The sequence below is a fragment of the Caldimonas tepidiphila genome (assembly GCF_003569765.1).
Classification (GTDB): domain Bacteria; phylum Pseudomonadota; class Gammaproteobacteria; order Burkholderiales; family Burkholderiaceae_C; genus Caldimonas; species Caldimonas tepidiphila.
The window spans coordinates 24,222-43,410 of record NZ_QXMG01000016.1; the positions used below are offsets into that span (position 1 = coordinate 24,222).

A 19,189-nucleotide genomic window follows, 5' to 3' on the forward strand; every position below is an offset into this window, starting at 1 on the left:
TTCAGTCGTTGGTCTGCATGCGCCGGCCGCTGCGCATCGCGGCGTCCGCCGTCTGCGCGGTGGCCTGCGCCGCGGCCTGGGTGGTCGTGTCGGCCGCCTGGGCGACCGAGTTGCCGGCGCGGGTCGCGGCGCCGTTGGCCTGCTCGAAGCCGCGCTGCATCGCACCGAAGGGGGCGCGCATCATCGACTGCAGCGCGTCGTTCGTGCCGGGCGCGGCGTTCATCGTCGCGTTCATCATCTCGCTGGCGAGCGACTGCAGGCTCGCCGCCTGTTGCTGAATCAGGCGGGCGATCTCGCCGTTCGTGCTGGACACGATCTCCATCACCTGCCGGGTGTAGGAGGCGAGGGCCTTGCCGTCGGCCTGCATCAGGCTGGTGCCGGCCTGCATGGCGCTGGCGCCGTCGCCGCCGGCCATGCCCGCCATCCGGTCGCCGCCGCTGCCGAGCATGCTGCTCATGGTCTGGACGTTCAGCTCGAACAGTCGGGCGGCGCCCTCGATGCTCTTGAGTCCCAGGTTCTGCGAGGTCTCGAACAGTGCGCGCTGGGCGTTCACGAGGCGTTCGGGTGCGTAAGCCATGTCGATCTTCCTTTCGGGGTCGCGATGGTGGCCTTTCGGCCACGGAGGAGGGGTAGAACCTTCCGGACGACGCGCCTTGCAGGAAATGCACTGCCATGCGGAGGAGGAGCGAAAACTACAGCCTTCCGCGGCGGGGCTTCCAGAGCAGGGAGAGACGGGCTGTCCGGCAATGCCGCTCGGGATGCGGCGGCACATGCTGCATTGCAGCAAGCGGCGTGCCGATGGTTTTCCCGGCTCCAGGGCGGGGCAGGCATATCCTTGACATCGCGCAAGAAGCCCGCGATCTTGATGCGGCTTCCAAGGGAAGCCGAAGACAAGAACGAGGACCGGAGACAAGCGATGCAGACACGCCAGCGCGAGCACATTGCCGCGGTGATGGAGGTGGCGGCCGCCGGGCCGCGGGCCCAGGCGGACCGGCGCCGCGACGCCGTGATCCGCGACTCGTGGCGGCGCTGCGTGCACGAGCACCGGCTCGACCCGACGCGCATGCAGGAGGCGGTGATCCTGCCCTCCGGGCGGCTGCGCGAGCACCAGGACCAGATGGAGGCCTTCCTGCACATCGCGCGCCACGGGCTCGAGGCGCTCTACCAGCAGGTGGCCGGCATGGGCTACGTGGTGCTGCTGACCGATGCGCGCGGCGTCACGGTCGACTTCCTCGGCGACCTGCAGCTCGACCGCACGCTTCGCCGCGCCGGGCTCTATCTCGGCGCCGACTGGAGCGAGGAGCACGCGGGCACCTGCGGCGTCGGCACCTGCATCACGACCGGCGAGGCGCTGACGGTGCACCTCGACGACCATTTCGACGCGACGCACATCCCGCTCACCTGCACCACCGCGCCGGTGTTCGACCCGCTCGGGCGGCTCACCGCGGTGCTCGACATCTCGGCGCTGAGCGCGCCGGAGCCGAAGGCGAGCCAGCACCTCGCGCTGCAGCTGGTGAAGATCTATGCCGGGCACATCGAGAACGCGGGCTTCCTGCACCGCTTCCGCGAGGACTGGGTGCTGCGGCTGTCGGGCGCGCCGCAGTTCCTCGACGTCGATCCGGAATACCTGATCGCGCTCGATGCGTCGGGGCGCGTGATCGGGCACAACCGCCGGGCGCAGCGCCTGCTGCAGGACGCGAGCGGCCTCGCGCCGCTCGGGCGGCCGCTCGAGGCGCTGTTCGACCTCCCCGTCGGCGAGCTCGGGCGCTTCGTGCAGGCCCGGCCGAGCGAGCAGCGTGCGGTGACGCTCGCCGGCAGCGGCCGGCTGCTGTTCCTGTCGGCCACGCCGCCGCCGCTGCGGGCGACGAGCCCGGCGCGCGCGGTGCGCGAGCGGCCGCCGCTGCCCGCGCCGCTCGCGGCGCTGTCCGGCGGCGATCCGGTGCTCGACCGCCAGATCGAGCGCGCGGCGCGGCTCGTCGATTCGCCGATCAGCCTGCTCGTCACCGGCGAGACCGGGTCCGGCAAGGAGTTCTTCGCGAAGGCGGTGCACGCGAGCAGCGGCCGGCGCCAGCGGCCCTTCGTCGCGGTCAACTGCGCCGCGATCCCCGAGACGCTGATCGAGAGCGAGCTGTTCGGCCACCTGCCCGGCAGCTTCACCGGTGCCGGCTCGCGCGGCAAGCGGGGGCTGATCCAGGAGGCCGACGGCGGCACGCTCTTCCTCGACGAGATCGGCGACATGCCGCGGCCGCTGCAGGCGCGGCTGCTGCGCGTGCTGGCCGAGCGCGAGGTGCTGCCGGTCGGCGGCAGCCGCCCGGTGCCGGTGGACATCCGCGTCATCGCGGCCACGCACTGCGACCTCGTCGCGCTGGTGCGCGAGGGCCGCTTCCGCGACGACCTCTACTACCGGCTCTGCGGCGCGCACTTCACGCTGCCGCCGCTGCGCGAGCGGCGCGACCTCGGCGACACGATCGAGCGGCTGCTCGCGCTCGGCGCGCGCGAGGCCGGCCAGCCGGTGCCGCAGCTGGGCGCACAGGCGCGCGAGCGGCTGCTCGCGCACCGCTGGCCCGGCAACCTGCGCGAGCTGCGCAACGTGCTCGACTACGCGCGCAGCGTCTGCAACGACGGCCGCATCGAAGCCGAGGACCTGCCCGACGCGCTCGGCGCGCTGCCGCTGCCGGGCGGCACGCGGCCGGCCGCCTCGCCGCTGCCCGCCGGGGACGCGAACGAGGAGGCCGCCGGCCTGCTGCGCGAGCTGCGCGCCGCGGGCTGGAACGTCACCGAGGCGGCGCGGCGGCTGGGCCTGTCGCGCATGACGCTGTACCGGCGCATGAAGCGCTGGGGCATCGAATCGCCGAACCGGCAGGACGACCCGCGCCTCGGCTGAGACGGGGGCCGCTGCGGCTGTGACGGGTGTCACAGCCGCACGGCGTGACAGCTGTCGCGACGTGACGGCCGGCGAACGCCGGCGGCGCGGCGGCCGCGGCCCGGCGCCGGCAGGAAAATCCTTTGAAGACAAGAGCTTGCGTGCGCCGGGCGGTGCCGCGGGCAAGGGCATGCGCGTCTGGCACGGGCCTTGATAAGTCCTGCGCGCCGCGCCCGTCGCAGGGGCGGCATCCCACCGACGAAGGAGACAAGCGCATGAACGAGATCCCGACGCCCACCCCGACCCGCCTGGCCGCCGACTGGCTGGCCTCGCTGGACGCCGCGCTGCAGCGGCGCGACATCGACGCGGCCCTGGAGCTGTTCTACGACGAGTGCTACTGGCGCGACCTGGTGAGCTTCACCTGGAACATCGCGACGCAGGAAGGCAAGGACGCGATCCGCGCGATGCTGGAGGCCCGGCTCGCCGACACGCAGCCCTCGGCATGGCGGCTCGAGGGCGAGGCCAGCGAGACCGACGGCGTGGTCGAGGCCTGGTTCACCTTCGAGACCGCGGTGGCGCGCGGCCGGGGCCTGGCGCGGCTGCGCGACGGGCGCTGCTGGACGCTGCTGACGGCGATGATGGAGCTCAAGGGCTTCGAGGAGAGGAAGGGCCGGCGGCGCATCGCCGGCGCCGAGCACGGCGTGCAGCCGGGCGGCCGCAGGAGCTGGCTCGAGCGGCGCCGCGAGGAGGAGGCGACGCTCGGCTACACCGAGCAGCCCTACGTGCTGATCATCGGCGGCGGGCAGGGCGGCATCGGGCTCGGGGCGCGGCTGCGGCGCCTGGGGGTGCCGACGATCATCGTCGAGAAGAACGAGCGCCCCGGCGACTCCTGGCGCAAGCGCTACAAGTCGCTGTGCCTGCACGACCCGGTCTGGTACGACCACCTGCCCTACCTGCCCTTCCCGGACGACTGGCCGGTGTTCGCGCCGAAGGACAAGGTCGGCGACTGGCTGGAGATGTACACCAAGGTGATGGAGCTGAACTACTGGAGCTCCACCACCGCGCAGAAGGCCCGCTTCGACGAGGAGCGGCAGGAGTGGGAGGTGACGGTCGAGCGCGCCGGCGAGACGGTGGTGCTGCGCCCGAAGCAGCTCGTCTTCGCGCTCGGCGTCTCGGGCTACCCGAACGTGCCGAGGATCCCCGGCATGGAGGACTTCCAGGGCCAGCAGCACCACTCCAGCAAGCACCCCGGCGGCGAGGCGTACAAGGGCAGGCGCTGCGTCGTGCTCGGCTCGAACAACTCGGCGCACGACATCTGCGCCGACCTGTGGGAGCACGGCGCCGACGTGACGATGATCCAGCGCTCGTCCACGCACATCGCGCCGTCGGACTCGCTGATGGAGCTGGCGCTCGGCGGCCTGTACTCCGAGCAGGCGCTCGAGCGGGGCATCAGCACGGAGAAGGCCGACCTGATCTTCGCGTCGATCCCCTACCGGATCATGCCCGCCGTCCACATCCCGGTGTACGACGAGATGAAGCGGCGCAACGCCGACTTCTACGCGCGGCTGGAGAAGGCGGGATTCCTGCTCGACTTCGGCGAGGACGGCTCGGGCCTGTTCATGAAGTACCTGCGCCGCGGCTCGGGCTACTACATCGACGTGGGCGCCTCCGAGCTGGTGGCGGACGGCCGGGTGAAGCTGAGAAGCGGCGTGACGATCGAGCGCGTCAACCCGACCTCGGTGACGCTGACCGACGGCAGCGAGCTGCCCGCGGACCTGATCGTCTACGCCACCGGCTACGGCTCGATGAACGCCTGGGTCGCGGACCTCGTGTCGCCCGAGGTGGCAGATCGCGTCGGCAAGTGCTGGGGCCTCGGCTCCGCGACGACCAAGGACCCCGGCCCCTGGGAGGGCGAGCTGCGCAACATGTGGAAGCCGACGCAGCAGCCGCAGATGTGGTTCCACGGCGGCAACCTGCACCAGTCGCGCCACTACTCGCTCTACCTCGCGCTGCAACTCAAGGCGCGCATGGAGGGCCTGCCGACGCCGGTCTACGGGCAGGCGCCGGTGCACCACCTGCGCTGACGCGGGGACGGCTCCCGGCCGGGGGCCGCGGGACGGGCCGGGCCGGGCGCCTTCAGCCCGGCTTCGGCGGCGCCTCGGGCATCGTGCGGCCCGAGGCCGCCGGCACCACCGGCGCAACGTTGCCCGAGCGCGCGCCGAACACCATCTCCGTCATCCAGTTGACCAGCAGCGCGGTGTAGGCGCGCTGGCTCGCCTCGTCGGACAGGCCGTGGTCGGCGCCCTCGATGACGCGGTAGGTCAGCGAGTGCGCCGCGATGCAGGCCTCGCGGTAGCTCGCGATCACGGGCGGCGGGATCACCGTGTCGCACTCCGACTCGACCAGCAGCACGTCGCCGCGGAAGGCCGCGCAGGCGCGCAGCGCGCGGTTGTCGCTCGCGTCGACGAAGTGGCGCCGGTAGCTCTTCAGGTCCTGGTCCTTGTGCAGCTGCAGCTTCGGCACCTCCCAGCCGCTGTCGATGTAGAGCGCCGGCACGCGCAGCGCCAGCCACTTCACCGGCCGCATCGTCGTGAGGATCGCGCCGAGGTAGCCGCCGTAGCTGCTGCCGATCACCGCGATCGCGCCCGGGTCGACCTGCGGCTGGCGGGCCAGCGTGTCGTAGGCCGTCAGCACGTCGCGCAGGTTGTTCTCGCGCGAGACGCTCGCCTGCTGCGCGTCGGTGTCGCCGTGGCCGCGCAGGTCGAAGGTCAGGCAGATGCAGCCGAGCGCGGCGATCTCGCGCGCGCGCGCCAGGTACTGCTCCTGGCTGCCGCCCCAGCCGTGCACGAACAGCACGCCCGGCAGCCGGGTGGCGGGGGAGACGAGGGTGCCGGCGATCTGCTCGCCGCCGACCTCGATGTCGATCGTTTCGTCACGGGTGGCCATGGGACTCCAGTCGCGAGTACTTGGTGATCGGACCGACCCGCTCGTCCTCGCCGCTGAAGTAGACGAGCGCGTCGGGCGGCACCTGCGGCGCGGCGCCGTAGACCTCGGTGGTCGAGGCGCGGACCACGTCGAGCCCCGGGTCGCCGCGGAAGGCCGCGAGCGCCGCGACCTCCGCGCCGCTCGCGCCGCCGATGCGCCAGGACTGCTCCAGCACGCCCGAGCGCGGCCGGCCCGCGTGGTCAACGCCCCGCACCACGTCGTAGTTGCAGCGCGACGCGAACATGCCGGGGAAGGCGGCCAGCGCCGCCTCGTGGTAGCGGCGGGCCTGCGCGACCGCGGAGCGCACCTCGGGCGGCAGGTCGAGCCGCAGCAGCGCCTCGAAGTCGCCGCGCGCCACGCTCAGCCGCGAGCCGCCGTAGACCTCCTCGCCGCGGTTGTTGTGCGTCGAGCATTGCGTTCCGACATAGCTCGCCAGCAAGTCGCCGACCCGCACCTGGCCGACGCTGTAGGTCTCGACCTCGGCGAGGTTGCACTCCAGCACGAGGCCGTCGCGCGCCAGCTCCGCGTCGGCGTCCGGCCCGAGGTGCGAGGCGATCTCCGACGGGTCCGTGATCACCGCCTGCCCCGAGCCGCCGATGCCGCTCGCCCTCTTCAGCCGCACGCCCCCCTCGGCCAGCAGCCGCGCCGCCGCGGCCTCGGCGTCGCGCAGCGCGAAGACCGAGCAGCCGGGCAGCACGACATCGCGCACGCGCTCGGCGAAGCCGGGCGACCAGCCCTCGGGTGCCGCCGATGCGGCGTCGAGCAGCGGGTGGGTGATGACCTTGGTCGCGACGAAGGCATGGGGCACCACGCCGCCGAACAGGTCCTGCTCGCCGTGGATGCCGAGGCGCCGCGCCTCGTCCAGTGAACAAAGGGTGTCGCTGAGCACGAAATACACCGGGCCGGGGTAGCGGGTGTCCGGGTCGAAGTCGCCGCCCCAGTCGAGCCCGGCGATGCCGGCGAGGGCCTGAGCGAGCTTGCGCTGCGTCACGCCCTCGTGGCTGCGCGGGCAACGGCTCGCGCGGCATGCGTGATAGACGAGCACGCCGTGCGCCGCCGCGCCGGCGCGCTGCGGATCGCTCCGCGGTCCTGCACCCATGATCCTCTCTCCCCGGGGCCGGCCCCGCGCCGCGGGCGATCCGGCCTCCTCCTGCGCCGCCCTCGGACCGGGCGGCCGGGCCCGGGCCCGCAGGCACCGGCATGGCCCCGACAGGGCCCGCCGTACGCCGGGCGGCCCGCCTCCCGGTGTTCAGCCATGAAGGCCTCCACGGCATTCGGCGTGCCGCCGGGCAGCGGCGCTCTGCAACCCGGCGTAGGCGACGCCCTCGGGCAGGTGGTGCGGGATCCCGGTCGGGTCGGGGAAAGCGGCGCTCGCCGGACGCGCCCTCAGCGCTCGCGGCGCTCCTCGTCCGGCCTGGCGGGGCCCAGGCCGCGCGTGGCGACCTCCAGGGCGAAGGCGGCGATTGCCGCGCAGACGAAGCCGAGAAGGATCATCATGGCCGGGCTCCCGGTGAAGTGCTAATGCTCGAGCGGGCGGACGGCGCAGCACCGCTGCCGTCGGCCCGGGATGTCCCGCGAGGGACTACTCGTCGGTCTCGGCGGCCTCGTGCTTCATGGCCCACAGGGTGATACCGGCCGGGAAGGCCACCGCGGCGAAGAGGAGGATGAGGAGGGTCATGCCTCCTTTTCTAATCCTTTCTCCAATCTTACGCACCCCCGAAGCAGCTGGGGAGTCGGGGGAAACTAGGAGAAGGGCCGGGGCGAAGACCCGGCAGCCCGCGCGACACGCAGGCCCGGAAGGAGGCAAGGGGGGAGGGGGCGAGCGGGCGCGATCACGCGCGGGCGCCTTGCCCGGCGTGGCGCGTCGGAGGCGCGGCTCAGCGCCCGAGCGGCAGCAGCGCGCGTGCGGGGGGCACCGCGGCGAGCCGGTCGTGCCGGCAGATCGCGCAGCATTCCCCGTCCGGCACGGTGCCGGTCTCGTTGCGCAGGCAGGAGCCGCCCCGCAGCAGGCCGATGGCCAGCAGGGTTGCCGCGACGCAGTAGATGGCGATGAAGAGGATCAGCATTCCGACGTTTTAGTGCGTCGCGCGGCGCGCTGACATCCCCTGGATGCGCTAAGGGTGGGACCGGAGGCGGGGGGCGGGACAGGCGGCGACCGTCCCGCCGGACGAGGCCCCTGTTCCGCCGGGTTCGCCGGACGCGGCGAAAATCGCCGGCACGTCCCGTTTCCCGGGGACGCCCGCCATGCGCAGAACCTGACGACTCCGATGATGTAGACCGACGACGACGCCATCACCCAAGACCGCCCCGAGGGCTTCCGCCGCGTGAGCGCCGCGCTGGCCGGGCTCGGCCACCCGCACGCGCCGCTGTGGCTCGACGTGGCCGCGCGCACCGCGCAGGAGGCCGCCGACGCGCTCGGCGTGGCGCTCGGGCAGATCGCCAAGAGCATCGTGTTCCGTCGCGCCGAGGACGACGCGGTGGTGCTGGTGGTCACCTCGGGCGACCGGCGCGTCGACGAGCACAAGGTCGCGGCGCAGGCCGGCGCGCTGCGCCGCGCGGATGCCGGGTTCGTGAAGGCCGGCACCGGCTTCGCGATCGGCGGCGTCGCGCCGCTCGGCCATGCCACGCCGCCGGGGCGCACGCTGTTCACGCTGATCGACCGCGAGCTGTTCCGCTTCGACGAGATCTGGGCGGCGGCGGGCCACCCGAACGGCGTGTTCCGCGTCACGCCCGCGCAGCTGCAGCAGCTGACCGGGGCGCCGGTGGCCGATGTCGTGCTCGCCTGAGCGGGCCCCGGCCGGCGACGGGGCGGCCGCGATGGAAGCGCTGCCGCTGCGGCTGTCGCCCGGCGAGGACCTGCGCGCCGCGCTCGAGGCGGCGGTGGCCGATTGCGGCTGCGGCGCGGCCTTCGTGCTCGGCGGCATCGGCAGCCTGGGCCGCACGCGGCTGCGCCTTGCCGGCGCGGCGCAGCCGCTGGCACTCGACGGCGACGTCGAGATCCTGACGCTTTCGGGCAGCGTCTCGCCTGGCGGTTCCCACCTGCACATGAGCGTCGCCGATGCCGCCGGCCGCGTCCTCGGCGGGCACGTTGCCCCCGGCTGCATCGTGCGCACCACGGCCGAGGTGCTGCTGGCGCTGCTGCCGCACTGGCGTTTCACGCGGGAGGCCGATCCCGCGACGGGCTACGCGGAGCTGGTGGTGCGGCGCGCGCCGGACTGAGCCGGGCGGCGCGGCGCAGCTCCCGATGCCGATCTCCCCGGTGCCGCGGCGGGCGAGGTGGGCCGCCTGTCGTTTTCGGCCCGCAAGTGAGCCGATCCCGCTGCCTTCGTCCTCCTCGTCAGGGCCTGGCGTCTGCCGTGATTCCCAGGTCGGCGCCCCTGGAACTCAGGCGGCCGCACTGGGGCGGCGCGGGTCGCGAGGGGCAGGGAGGCAGGGGTGCTCGACATGGCTCCATCGCTTCAACCCCCTTGTCGTGGGAAACTCGCGCCTTCCCCTTTTGTGCAACCCCCTGAGAGCAAGCACGACACCATGGCTGTTGAGATCCCCCGCATCAACTACACCCTGACCGACGAAGCGCCGCTGCTGGCGACGTATTCCTTCCTGCCCATCATCCGCACCTTCGCTGCGCCGGCGGGGATCGACATCGTGGAGAGCGACATCTCCGTGGCCGCCCGCGTGCTGGCCGAGTTCCCCGATTACCTGAGCGACCGCCAGAAGGTGCCCAACACGCTGGCCGAGCTGGGCAAGAAGACGCTGGAGCCGGACGCCAACATCATCAAGCTGCCCAACATCAGCGCGTCCGTGGCGCAGCTGACGGCCTGCATCAAGGAGCTGCAGTCCAAGGGCTACCAGGTGCCCGACTACCCGGAGAACCCCGGCACCGACGAAGAGAAGGCCATCAAGGCCCGCTACGGCAAGTGCCTGGGCTCCGCGGTGAACCCGGTGCTGCGCGAGGGCAACTCCGACCGCCGCGCCCCGCTGGCCGTCAAGAACTACGCGCGCAAGCACCCGCACTCGATGGGCGAGTGGAAGCCCTGGTCGCAGACCCACGTGGCGCACATGACCCACGGGGACTTCTACCACGGCGAGAAGTCGATGACGCTCGACCGCGCGCGCAACGTCAAGATGGAGCTGCTGACCCAGAGCGGCAAGACCATCGTGCTCAAGCCGAAGGTCGCGCTGCAGGACGGCGAGATCATCGACTCGATGTTCATGAGCAAGAAGGCGCTGCTCGAGTTCTACGAGAAGCAGCTCGAGGACTGCCGCGAGGCCGGCATCCTGTTCTCGCTGCACGTGAAGGCGACGATGATGAAGGTGTCCCACCCCATCGTCTTCGGCCACTGCGTCAAGATCTACTACAAGGAAGCCTTCGAGAAGCACGGCAAGCTGTTCGACGAGCTGGGCATCAACGTCAACAACGGCATGGTCAACCTCTACGAGAAGATCAAGACCCTGCCCGAATCGAAGCGCGACGAGATCATCCGCGACCTGCACGCCTGCCAGGAGCACCGCCCGCCGCTGGCGATGGTGGACTCCGCCAAGGGCATCACCAACTTCCACTCGCCCAACGACGTGATCGTCGATGCCTCCATGCCGGCCATGATCCGTGCGGGCGGCAAGATGTGGGGCGCCGACGGCAAGCAGTACGACAGCAAGTGCGTGATGCCGGAGTCGACCTTCGCCCGCATCTACCAGGAGATGATCAACTTCTGCAAGACCAACGGCAACTTCGATCCGCGCACGATGGGCACCGTGCCGAACGTCGGCCTGATGGCCCAGCAGGCCGAGGAGTACGGCTCGCACGACAAGACCTTCGAGGTGCCCGAGGCCGGCGTCGCCAACATCACCGACCTCGACACCGGCGAAGTGCTGCTGTCGCAGAACGTCGAGGCCGGCGACATCTGGCGCATGTGCCAGGTCAAGGACGCGCCGATCCGCGACTGGGTCAAGCTCGCCGTCACGCGCGCGCGCAACTCCGGCATGCCCGCGGTGTTCTGGCTCGACCCCTACCGTCCGCACGAGGCCGAGCTGATCAAGAAGGTCAACGCCTACCTCAAGGACCACGACACCAGCGGCCTGGACATCCAGGTCATGAGCCAGGTGCGCGCGATGCGCTACACGCTCGAGCGCGTCATCCGCGGCCTGGACACGATCTCCGTCACCGGCAACATCCTGCGCGACTACCTGACCGACCTGTTCCCGATCATGGAGCTCGGCACCAGCGCCAAGATGCTGTCGATCGTGCCGCTGATGAACGGCGGCGGCATGTACGAGACCGGCGCGGGCGGCTCGGCGCCGAAGCACGTGCAGCAGCTGGTCGAGGAGAACCACCTGCGCTGGGACTCGCTGGGCGAGTTCCTGGCTCTGGCGGTGAGCCTGGAGGAGCTGGGCATCAAGGAAGGCAGCGAGAAGGCCAAGATCCTCGCGCGCACGCTCGACGCCGCGACCGGCAAGCTGCTCGACAACAACAAGGGCCCGTCGCCCAGGACCGGCCAGCTCGACAACCGCGGCAGCCAGTTCTACCTGGCGATGTACTGGGCGCAGGAGCTGGCGGCGCAGGCCGACGATGCCGAGCTGGCCGCGCACTTCGCGCCGCTGGCCAAGGCGCTGACCGAGAACGAGGCCCGCATCGTCGAGGAGCTGGCCGCGGTGCAGGGCAAGCCGGTGGACATCGGCGGCTACTACCTGCCCGACCCGAAGAAGCTCAGCGCGGTGATGCGTCCCAGCGCCACCTTCAACGCCGTGCTGGAAGCGGCGCACGCCTGACGGCACGGGGGGCAGCGGGCTGCAGGCGCATGCGCATGCGGCCCTCCCTCGCGGGGGCGACGCCTGGCGTCGCCCCTTTTTCCTTCAGACCGTCGCCACCGGCGTGACGGGCGAGCCCACCGCGCCCGGCAGGCGCAAGGGCGGCGCGGTGAGCAGGAAGCGGCTGCGCCCCTGCGCGCGCAGCCAGCGCGCCAGCGGCGTCAGGTGCCACAGCTCGCCCAGGTGCACGCCGAGCCTGAACAGGCAGTGCTCGTGCAGCGGCAGCACCGCGCACGCGCCCCGTCCCGGCTGCGCGGGAAAGGCCTCCACCGCGTAGTTGTCGGCCACCAGCACCGCCAGGCCGCTGTCCGTGATCCATTGCAGCAGCCGCTCGTCGCGGCCGTCGAGCACCGCGCAGCTGTGCTCCAGCACCTCGGCCTCGGGCCGTCCCCCCATCTCCAGCAGCCGCTGCGCGAAGCCGGTGTGCAGGCACACCATGTCGCCGCGCTCCACCGTCACGCGGTCGGCGTCCAGCACGCGCATCAGCCGCTCGTAGCCCACCCGCTCGCGCGCGTCGCCGCAGTGCGCGTGCAGGTCGATCATCACTCCCCGGCCCTGCACGCAGCGCTCGGCCATGCGCTCGATGCCCAGCGCCAGCGCCTTCGAGGTCGAGCGCGCATCGCCGCGCGCGGGCACGCCGGCGTCCGAGGCGAGCAGCGGGCCGCGCACGTCCAGGTCGGGCCGGAAGCCGTTGTAGTAGCGCGGCTCGGGCACGCCGTCGCCATCGGCGTCGAACAGCTGCCCCACGTGCGCCAGGCCGTCCCACTGGGTGGAGTACTGCAGGTGCAGCACCGCCAGGTCGTCGCAGATCACGTCAGTGTGCGAGGGGTCCTGGGCCGCCAGGCGGTAGTTCATGTTGGGCCCGTCACTCCTCAGCGTGGGCCGCAGCAGCGGCGGGTGGCGGCGCGGGTTGAGCACGTTGCCGCCGGGCAGGTCCAGCGGCAGGCTCAGGCAGAAGGTCCGTCCCTCGCGCACCTCGGCCACCCCCAGGCGCACCTGCTCGGGCTCGATCAGGTTCAGCCGCCCGCACTGGTCGTCGGGTCCGAAATCGCCCCAGGTCGAACCGGGGGGACGGTGAAGCCAGCGGGGGGCTTGAGGATCGTTCATGCGGTTCGGCTCGTGATGCGGGGCGTCGTTGAATGAGGTGGGCTGCATGGCGGAACACGGTGGCGATCCGTGCTGCCCGGTGGCTTGGACACGTTCCTTGCATCATGAGTGCGAAAGGCAGCGCAGGGAGGTCCGGTGTTTCCCTAAATGATTCTGCATTGCAGTACTTGTTTTCGAAAGGCTGGCCATGTGCTGCGCAGCACGTCCATTCCGCCCGCGCTTGGCGACAATCGGCCTGATTCCCTGGGCGCAAGTCGCGCCCGACGACTCCTTGTCCGATCCGCATGCAAAGACTGATTTCCGAGTTGCGCCGGCTGTTCCTGCTGCCCGGCGCCCTGCATCCCGAGACCGCGCTCCCCGACGCCGGGGCCGTCGATGCCGCGCTGCAGGGGCAGCTCGCCGGCCGCGAGGCCGCCGGGCTGCCCTGGATCGACCCACAGGGCCGCACGCGGCTGATGGTGGTGGGCTTCCACGGCGTGCCGCAGGGCCAGGGCGCGGCGCACTGCAGCGCGATGCTGCAGCTCGGCAAGGCGCTGATGGAGGAGCTGGGGCTGCCCGAGCCCGCCTTCTCGGTCAACGGCCACGAGGGCTTCGACCTGTGGCTGCCGCTGGCGCAGCCGCTGCCGGCCACCGAGGTCGGCGAGTTCCTCGGCCTGCTGCGGGCGGCCTACCTGAAGGGCCTGCCGGCGCTGAGCCTGTGGCCCGCTCCGGGACAGGCGGCAGGGCCCGGCCGGGCCGGGCCGACGCTGCCGCCCGCGCTGCATCCCGCCACCGGGCTGTGGTCGGTGTTCGTCGCGCCGGGCCTGGCGCCGTCCTTCACCGAGGAGGCCGGCATCGACGTCCCGCCGAACCTGGACAAGCAGGCGGAGCTGCTGGCCAGGCTGCAGCCCGTCGCGCCGGGCGCCTTCGCTCAGGCGGTGCAGGCGCTGCGCGAGCGCCTGGGCGACCCGGTCCCGGCAGCCCCGGTGCAGGCCGCCGCCGGTGCGGCGGCGCGTGCACCTGCCGCGCCGGCACCGACGACGGCCGCGCCGCCGGTGCCTGTCCCGGCCGGCGGCCCGGCGCCGGGCGGCCTGCCGGGTGCGCTGGCCGCTCGGCGCGCCGAGCTGTTCCGCGCGCTGGCCGGGACCGCGGCGGCGGCGGTGGACACGCCTTTCCCGGCGCTGTCGCGCCTGCTGCACGGCGGCTTCCGCGGTGGGCGGCTGTACGCGCTGCTGGCGCCGCCGAAGTCCGGCAAGACCACGCTCGCCGCGTCCTGGCTCGAGCACGCGGCGGCGAACGGGCATCCGGCGCTGTACGCGGGCTACGAGATGGCGCGCGGGCAGCTCGTCCAGGCCGCCCTCGCGCGCCGCCTGTGCCTGGAGGCCTGCCGCATCGAGGCGGGCGCGCTCACGGAGGACGAGGCCGGGCGCGCCGCGGCCGCGCTCGACGCCTACCTGGCCCGCGAAGGGCGCAACCTGGAGATCTGGGAGGCGGGACCGGCCACCGGGCTCGCCGACATCGCGGCCTGGGTGCGTGCTGCCGCGGCGGCGCTGCCGGGCCGCACGCCGCTGGTGGTGATCGACCCGCTGCCGCTGGCGGCCGGGCTGCCCGCGAGCGCCGCGACCGCGGACGCGCTCGGCCGCGCCGCGGCGCGGGCCGCCGCCTGCAAGGACCTGGCCCGCGGCACCGGCGCGGCGGTGATCGCGCTGTGTGCGCTGAGCCGGCCGCTGCAGCAGGAGGCCGAGCTGGCGGCCGACCCCGACGCCCAGGCGCTGCTGCGCGCCGCCGACGGCGTGCTGGCGTTGCAGGCGCGCATGCCGGCGCTGCAGGATGCTCCCTGCGCCGACGGCGCCGGCCCGGCCCGCGTACGACTGCAGTTGCTGAGCCACAGGGGGCGCATCGGCGAGGTGGCGCTCGACCATTGGCGCGCGTTCCACCTGCTGGAGGAGGCGCCGGGGTCGGGCACGGAGGCGGCGCCGGCGGGCGACGGGGCTGCGACCGAGGCGGCGTCGGCAGTGTTCCGACGCCATGCCGACGCGTCCCCGTCGCAGCGGGCGGGATACGAGGGCGGCTGAGGCTTGTTCGACAGGGGCAGTGATCGCACAGGAGGGGGCGTCATGATGCGACTCACCCGCCAGTGCCATCGGCTCGAGAGGCAGAAAACCAAGGAGACGACGATGCGCATGCGTGCAGGGGAATCCGTGCTGCTGGTGGTGGACGTGCAGCAGGCACTGCTGCCGGCGATCCACGAGGGCGCGGCGGTGGTGGAGCATGTCCGCTGGCTGCTCGGCGTGGCGGCGCGGCTGCAGGTGCCGCGCCTGGCTACCGAGCAGTACCCGAAGGGGCTGGGCGCAACGGCTCCGGCGGTGCGTGAGCTGCTTGCGCCGCAGGAGCTGGTCGAGAAGGAATGCTTCTCCGCGCTCACCGAGGGCCGGCTGCTGGAGGCGCCGGGCGGAGAGCGGCGGCAGTGGATCGTCTGCGGCACCGAGGCGCACGTGTGCGTACAGCAGACGGTGCTGGACCTGCTGGCCGCCGGTCGCGAGGTCTTCGTCGTGGACGAGGCGGTGGGCTCGCGCCGCCCGCGCGACAAGGAGCTCGCGCTCGAGCGCATGCGTCGCCACGGCGCCGACATCGTCTCGCGCGAGATGGTCGCCTTCGAGTGGATGGAGCGCGCCTGCACCGACACCTTCCGCAGCGTGCTCAGGGAGTTCATCCGCTGATTGCGGCGGGCAGTCCGGAAAGGCCGGCCATGCCCTGCTTGCATCCGCGACGACCGCCCCTGTCCAGCGCGCCTTGGCTCAGGCCGGGCAGCCGGACGGCCTGAACCGTCGGGGGTTGTGGTGCAGCGAAGGACGGGGTGGCCGCGGCCCCGCGCCCTGCAGGAGGAGGAACGGCAGGCGACAGGCGCCGCGCTGCGCGTTCCCGGTCGCCATCAGGCGGCCTTGCGGATCAGCGAGTGCGGATCGAGCACGAACTTGCGCGGCGCGCCGTGGTCGAAGGCCTCGTAGCCCTTGGGCGCATCGTCGAGCGAGATGACCTCGACGCCGACGGTTTCGGCGATCTTGATGCGGTCCCACAGGATCGCCTGCATCAGCTGGCGGTTGTACTTCATCACCGGGGTCTGGCCGGTGAAGAAGCTGTGCGACTTGGCCCAGCCGAGGCCGAAGCGGATGCTGAGGCTGCCGCGCTTGGCCGCGGCGTCGACCGCGCCCGGATCCTCGGTGACGTAGAGGCCGGGAATGCCGATCTTGCCGGCCGCTCGGGTGATCTCCATCAGCGAGTTCAGCACAGTGGCCGGCGCCTCGTGCTGCGCGCCCTCGTGGCCGTGGCCACGCGCCTCAAAGCCGACGGCGTCGACCGCGCAGTCCACCTCGGGCGTGCCGAGGATCTGCGCGATCTGCTCGGCGAGGCTTGCGTCGAGCGACAGATCCACTGTGTGATAGCCGACCTTGCGCGCATGCTCGAGCCGCTTCGGGTTGACGTCGCCGACGATCACGACGGCCGCGCCGAGCAGCCGCGCCGAGGCGGCGGCGGCGAGGCCGACCGGGCCGGCGCCGGCGATGTAGACGGTGCTGCCGGGCCCCACGCCCGCGGTGACGGCGCCGTGGTAGCCGGTGGGCAGGATGTCGGACAGGCAGGTGAGATCCCGTATCTTCTCCATCGCCTGCGCACGGTCGGGGAACTTCAGCAGGTTGAAGTCGGCGTAGGGGACCATCACGTACTCGGCCTGCCCGCCGATCCAGCCGCCCATGTCGACGTAGCCGTAGGCGCCGCCGGCGCGCGAGGGGTTCACCGTCAGGCACACGCCGGTTTGCTGCTCCTTGCAGGTGCGGCAGCGCCCGCAGGCGACGTTGAAGGGCACCGACACCAGGTCGCCCACCTCCATGTTCTGCACGTCCCGGCCCGCCTCGATCACCTCGCCGGTGATCTCGTGGCCGAGCACGAGGCCTGCCGGCGCGGTGGTGCGGCCGCGCACCATGTGCTGGTCCGAGCCGCAGATGTTGGTGGACACGACGCGCAGGATCACGCCGTGCTCGGCACGACGGCCCTGCGGGTCGACCAGCTTGGGGAAGTCGATCCCCTGCACCTCGACCTTGCCCGGGCCCACATAGACGACACCACGGTTGCTTGCACTCATCGACATCTTCTCCTCGCGAGGGTGGAGCCGCCGCCCCGGCCCGGGGGCCGCGACGGCAGCGAAGCCGGCGCAGTCGCCTGCGCCGTCGACGGGCTCGCGCCCGTCCTTGGTTTCTGCGGCCGGGGCCCGCGCCGTCAGGAGGCGACGCAGGTGTAGTTCGCCGCGTCGTTCGGGGAAGCGGTCCCCGCCCCGGTGAACTTGGGCCAGGTCGGGTACAGGCACATCGGGCGGCTGCCCTTGTTCGTCGCCGGGGCGTTCTCGTCGACCGCGGTCAGCACGCCGGGCGCGCGTCCCGTCTCCACCCACCTGTCCAGTTCCGCGAGGCCGTCGTACTTCGCGTTGAACGGGCCGAAGCCGTGGCCCAGGCCGGGGATCATGTAGAAGCGCATGAACGAGTCCATGGCGTCCTTGCCCTGGAGGGCCAGGTGGCGGTTGTAGTAGGCCACCGAGTTGTGCGGCGTGATGAAGTCGTCCGCGGTGCCGTGCGTCATGATGATCTTGCCGCCCTTGCGGCGGAAGGCGCTCAGGTCGATGTCGGTCACGTCCATGATGGTTCCGACCTCCTGTGTCCGGGCCTGCCACTGCAGCGGGTCGAACGCCATCGCGTCGAGCGCGAGATCGCGCGTGATGATGTAGCGCGAGGTGGCCGAGCCCACGTTGTAGAGCAGGGCGTCCGCGCCGGTCGGCGGGTTCCCGGGAACCGGTCTCGAGCCGAAGCTGGAGACCTGGAAGAGCGCGCCTTCGAGCAGCGGCCAGCGCGGGAACTCGTCCATGCCCGCGATCGGGAAGCCCGGCCGGTAGGGCGAGGTGATCTTCTCGACCGCCGCGATCTGCGCGTCCGAGAGGCAGGTGTCGCCGGTATCGCCCCCGCCCGCGCACCGCAGCGGGCCGGAGCGCAGCGTGGACACGTTGAAGTTGTCGTTGCACGCGGCCACGTTGCTGATGATGCCGTCGCGGACGCCGTCGAGCGGATCGCATGCCGCGTAGACGGCGTCCGTCAGCAGCTTGGTCTTCGCCGGACTGAGCCAGCCCGCGCCGCCGTTGGAGTAGATCGCCTTGCCGACATTCAGCGAGCCCAGGTGCAGCAGGGTGACGTTGTAGGCCGGGTAGTTGGCCACCACCCCGTCGTAATCCGCCGGATAGCGGGCCGCCGCATCCAGGGCCTCGTGTCCGCCCTGCGAGTTGCCGATGAAGTAGAAGCGGGCGGGCGTCTTGCCGTAGCGGGCCTTGACCACCGCCATGGCGACGTCGTGCGTCTTCTTGATCGACTCCTTGCCGTAGTTCAGCAGCGCCTCGTCGTTCATGCCGAAGGAGCCGTCGAAGCCGGGCCCTCCCTTGTGCCCCCCGTCGCTGCCGAGCGTGACGTAGCCCTGCTTCAGCGGACGTGCGACGGTGTCGGGCTGGAGCCCGGCCTTGCCGAGACCGGTGACCAGCGTGCCGTTGTAGGCGCCTCCGCCCATCTGCAGCGCCTTCGCGTTCCACTGCGTGGGCAGGTTGACCTGGAACTCCGTGTTCGGCGCAGCGGCGCTCACCGGAATGATCAGTCCCGTCACGGCGCAGTATTCGCCGTTCACGTTGTCCTTGGCGCCGGCCTCGACGAAGGTCGCCTTCTGGACCACGGCGCCCGAAGTGCGCAGCCCGATGGCGGAAGCCGGGATCTGGAGGCCCGCCAGGCTCTCGCAGGCCTGCTGCGGCGTCGCCACCGCAGGCGCCGGATCGTCCGAGCCGCCGCAGCCGGCGAGCAAGGCGGCAATGGCTGCCGCTGCGGCAACCGGAGTGATTCTTTTCATGCGAAGTCCTTCCTTGTTTTCAGGGCATGGGGCAACGTGCCCGGCGATGACAGCCGCCGAGATACCCGCCTCGGGAAACAGCCTGCCATGGCAGGCCTGCAGAAATCGTGGGAATGCCTGTTTTCTTCCGGCGGCTTGCCGGGAGAATCTCGGGTCGGAGCGAATCTGCCCAACGCCTTATCGATTCACGGATACGGCGGCCTGGCCGGCAATTCGCATTCGAGTCGAGGGTTCATCTGTTTTCCGGGCACGGGCCTGCACTCGCCGCAGGTGGCGGCGTTGCAATGCGATGTCGCCCAGGGACCGATTCACGTCGGACATTCGCCCGCATCCATGTCTCCTCCTTAATGGGGATGCAAGCTCTCGCTTCACACTTTCGGGATCCCGTCTCCGCGGGGGTGCTTGAGCTTCATCAAGGTGCCTTCACTCTATATGGGATCCCAAGCGAGCGAAACCTAGGGTATCTACCAGTGATGTGGCCCGTGACGGGATCCAATAGGCCTGGCGTTGGCCCTTCCTCGT

14 protein-coding genes are annotated in these 19,189 nt (G+C 71.8%); 7 read left to right on the forward strand and 7 right to left on the reverse strand.

Annotation, left to right across the window (positions count from 1 at the left end; genetic code table 11):
- Window position 1: 1 nt before the first annotated feature.
- Entirely contained in the window at window positions 2–577 is a 576-nt protein-coding gene (locus tag D3A59_RS12405) for a phasin family protein (protein ID WP_157991514.1), read from the reverse strand.
- A gap of 339 nt (window positions 578–916) precedes the next feature.
- On the opposite strand from D3A59_RS12405, the gene D3A59_RS12410 reads away from it, so the two are divergent.
- Window positions 917–2,884 carry a sigma-54-dependent Fis family transcriptional regulator gene (locus D3A59_RS12410; protein ID WP_119155252.1) on the forward strand — a complete coding sequence of 656 codons (1,968 nt, stop codon included), beginning with the start codon at window positions 917–919 and terminating at the stop codon, window positions 2,882–2,884.
- Window positions 2,885–3,138: 254 nt separating this feature from the next.
- Window positions 3,139–4,947 (forward strand): NAD(P)/FAD-dependent oxidoreductase, encoded by a 1,809-nt coding sequence (locus D3A59_RS12415; protein ID WP_119155253.1) that lies wholly within the window; start codon window positions 3,139–3,141, stop codon window positions 4,945–4,947.
- A 52-nt stretch (window positions 4,948–4,999) separates the two neighbouring features.
- Here the strand turns inward: D3A59_RS12415 and D3A59_RS12420 are convergent, their stop codons facing one another.
- The 3 genes from D3A59_RS12420 to D3A59_RS12430 all read right to left on the reverse strand — a co-directional run bounded on the left by D3A59_RS12420 (window position 5,000) and on the right by D3A59_RS12430 (window position 7,914).
- Complete coding sequence (locus D3A59_RS12420) at window positions 5,000–5,809, reverse strand: alpha/beta hydrolase family protein (RefSeq protein ID WP_119155254.1); 810 nt, start codon at window positions 5,807–5,809, stop codon at window positions 5,000–5,002.
- A complete protein-coding gene (locus D3A59_RS12425; protein WP_119155255.1) occupies window positions 5,796–6,947 on the reverse strand; it encodes a DUF3182 family protein in 1,152 nt (383 codons plus the stop codon). The genes D3A59_RS12420 and D3A59_RS12425 overlap by 14 nt, the downstream gene beginning before the upstream one ends.
- Before the next feature lie 778 nt (window positions 6,948–7,725).
- Entirely contained in the window at window positions 7,726–7,914 is a 189-nt protein-coding gene (locus tag D3A59_RS12430; protein WP_119155256.1) for a hypothetical protein, read from the reverse strand.
- A 258-nt stretch (window positions 7,915–8,172) separates the two neighbouring features.
- Here D3A59_RS12430 and D3A59_RS12435 point away from each other — a divergent pair, with 258 nt between their 5' ends.
- The 3 genes from D3A59_RS12435 (at window position 8,173) to D3A59_RS12445 (ending at window position 11,614) form a co-directional block, all read left to right on the forward strand.
- Entirely contained in the window at window positions 8,173–8,634 is a 462-nt protein-coding gene (locus D3A59_RS12435) for a YbaK/EbsC family protein (protein ID WP_240636041.1), read from the forward strand.
- Between the two features lie 31 nt (window positions 8,635–8,665).
- Window positions 8,666–9,067 carry a PPC domain-containing DNA-binding protein gene (locus tag D3A59_RS12440; protein WP_119155258.1) on the forward strand — a complete coding sequence of 134 codons (402 nt, stop codon included), beginning with the start codon at window positions 8,666–8,668 and terminating at the stop codon, window positions 9,065–9,067.
- Between the two features lie 309 nt (window positions 9,068–9,376).
- Window positions 9,377–11,614, forward strand: a complete 2,238-nt coding sequence (locus D3A59_RS12445) for an NADP-dependent isocitrate dehydrogenase (protein ID WP_119155259.1) — start codon at window positions 9,377–9,379, stop codon at window positions 11,612–11,614.
- A gap of 84 nt (window positions 11,615–11,698) precedes the next feature.
- Here the strand turns inward: D3A59_RS12445 and D3A59_RS12450 are convergent, their stop codons facing one another.
- The gene (locus D3A59_RS12450) at window positions 11,699–12,760 is read right to left on the reverse strand and encodes a cyclase family protein (protein ID WP_119155312.1); all 1,062 of its coding nucleotides are present in this window, start codon (window positions 12,758–12,760) and stop codon (window positions 11,699–11,701) included.
- 284 nt (window positions 12,761–13,044) lie between these two features.
- On the opposite strand from D3A59_RS12450, the gene D3A59_RS12455 reads away from it, so the two are divergent.
- Together D3A59_RS12455 and D3A59_RS12460 are read left to right on the forward strand one after the other, a co-directional pair.
- Window positions 13,045–14,814 carry an RAD55 family ATPase gene (locus tag D3A59_RS12455; protein ID WP_157991515.1) on the forward strand — a complete coding sequence of 590 codons (1,770 nt, stop codon included), beginning with the start codon at window positions 13,045–13,047 and terminating at the stop codon, window positions 14,812–14,814.
- A gap of 42 nt (window positions 14,815–14,856) precedes the next feature.
- Window positions 14,857–15,459 carry an isochorismatase family protein gene (locus D3A59_RS12460; protein WP_205665184.1) on the forward strand — a complete coding sequence of 201 codons (603 nt, stop codon included), beginning with the start codon at window positions 14,857–14,859 and terminating at the stop codon, window positions 15,457–15,459.
- Window positions 15,460–15,671: 212 nt separating this feature from the next.
- Here D3A59_RS12460 and fdhA read toward each other — a convergent pair whose 3' ends face one another.
- Together fdhA and D3A59_RS12470 are read right to left on the reverse strand one after the other, a co-directional pair.
- Window positions 15,672–16,877 carry a formaldehyde dehydrogenase, glutathione-independent gene (gene fdhA / locus D3A59_RS12465; RefSeq protein WP_119155314.1) on the reverse strand — a complete coding sequence of 402 codons (1,206 nt, stop codon included), beginning with the start codon at window positions 16,875–16,877 and terminating at the stop codon, window positions 15,672–15,674.
- Window positions 16,878–17,011: 134 nt separating this feature from the next.
- Window positions 17,012–18,667, reverse strand: a complete 1,656-nt coding sequence (locus D3A59_RS12470) for a tannase/feruloyl esterase family alpha/beta hydrolase (protein WP_240636042.1) — start codon at window positions 18,665–18,667, stop codon at window positions 17,012–17,014.
- Window positions 18,668–19,189 lie beyond the last annotated feature (522 nt).

Coding starts and splice junctions, on each gene's coding strand:
- D3A59_RS12405 (WP_157991514.1), bottom strand. CDS start 577: ATGGCTTACGCACCCGAACGCCTCGTGAACGCCCAGCGCGCACTGTTC.
- D3A59_RS12410 (WP_119155252.1), top strand. CDS start 917: ATGCAGACACGCCAGCGCGAGCACATTGCCGCGGTGATGGAGGTGGCG.
- D3A59_RS12415 (WP_119155253.1), top strand. CDS start 3,139: ATGAACGAGATCCCGACGCCCACCCCGACCCGCCTGGCCGCCGACTGG.
- D3A59_RS12420 (WP_119155254.1), bottom strand. CDS start 5,809: ATGGCCACCCGTGACGAAACGATCGACATCGAGGTCGGCGGCGAGCAG.
- D3A59_RS12425 (WP_119155255.1), bottom strand. CDS start 6,947: ATGGGTGCAGGACCGCGGAGCGATCCGCAGCGCGCCGGCGCGGCGGCG.
- D3A59_RS12430 (WP_119155256.1), bottom strand. CDS start 7,914: ATGCTGATCCTCTTCATCGCCATCTACTGCGTCGCGGCAACCCTGCTG.
- D3A59_RS12440 (WP_119155258.1), top strand. CDS start 8,666: ATGGAAGCGCTGCCGCTGCGGCTGTCGCCCGGCGAGGACCTGCGCGCC.
- D3A59_RS12445 (WP_119155259.1), top strand. CDS start 9,377: ATGGCTGTTGAGATCCCCCGCATCAACTACACCCTGACCGACGAAGCG.
- D3A59_RS12450 (WP_119155312.1), bottom strand. CDS start 12,760: ATGAACGATCCTCAAGCCCCCCGCTGGCTTCACCGTCCCCCCGGTTCG.
- D3A59_RS12455 (WP_157991515.1), top strand. CDS start 13,045: ATGCAAAGACTGATTTCCGAGTTGCGCCGGCTGTTCCTGCTGCCCGGC.
- D3A59_RS12460 (WP_205665184.1), top strand. CDS start 14,857: ATGATGCGACTCACCCGCCAGTGCCATCGGCTCGAGAGGCAGAAAACC.
- fdhA (WP_119155314.1), bottom strand. CDS start 16,877: ATGAGTGCAAGCAACCGTGGTGTCGTCTATGTGGGCCCGGGCAAGGTC.
- D3A59_RS12470 (WP_240636042.1), bottom strand. CDS start 18,667: ATGAAAAGAATCACTCCGGTTGCCGCAGCGGCAGCCATTGCCGCCTTG.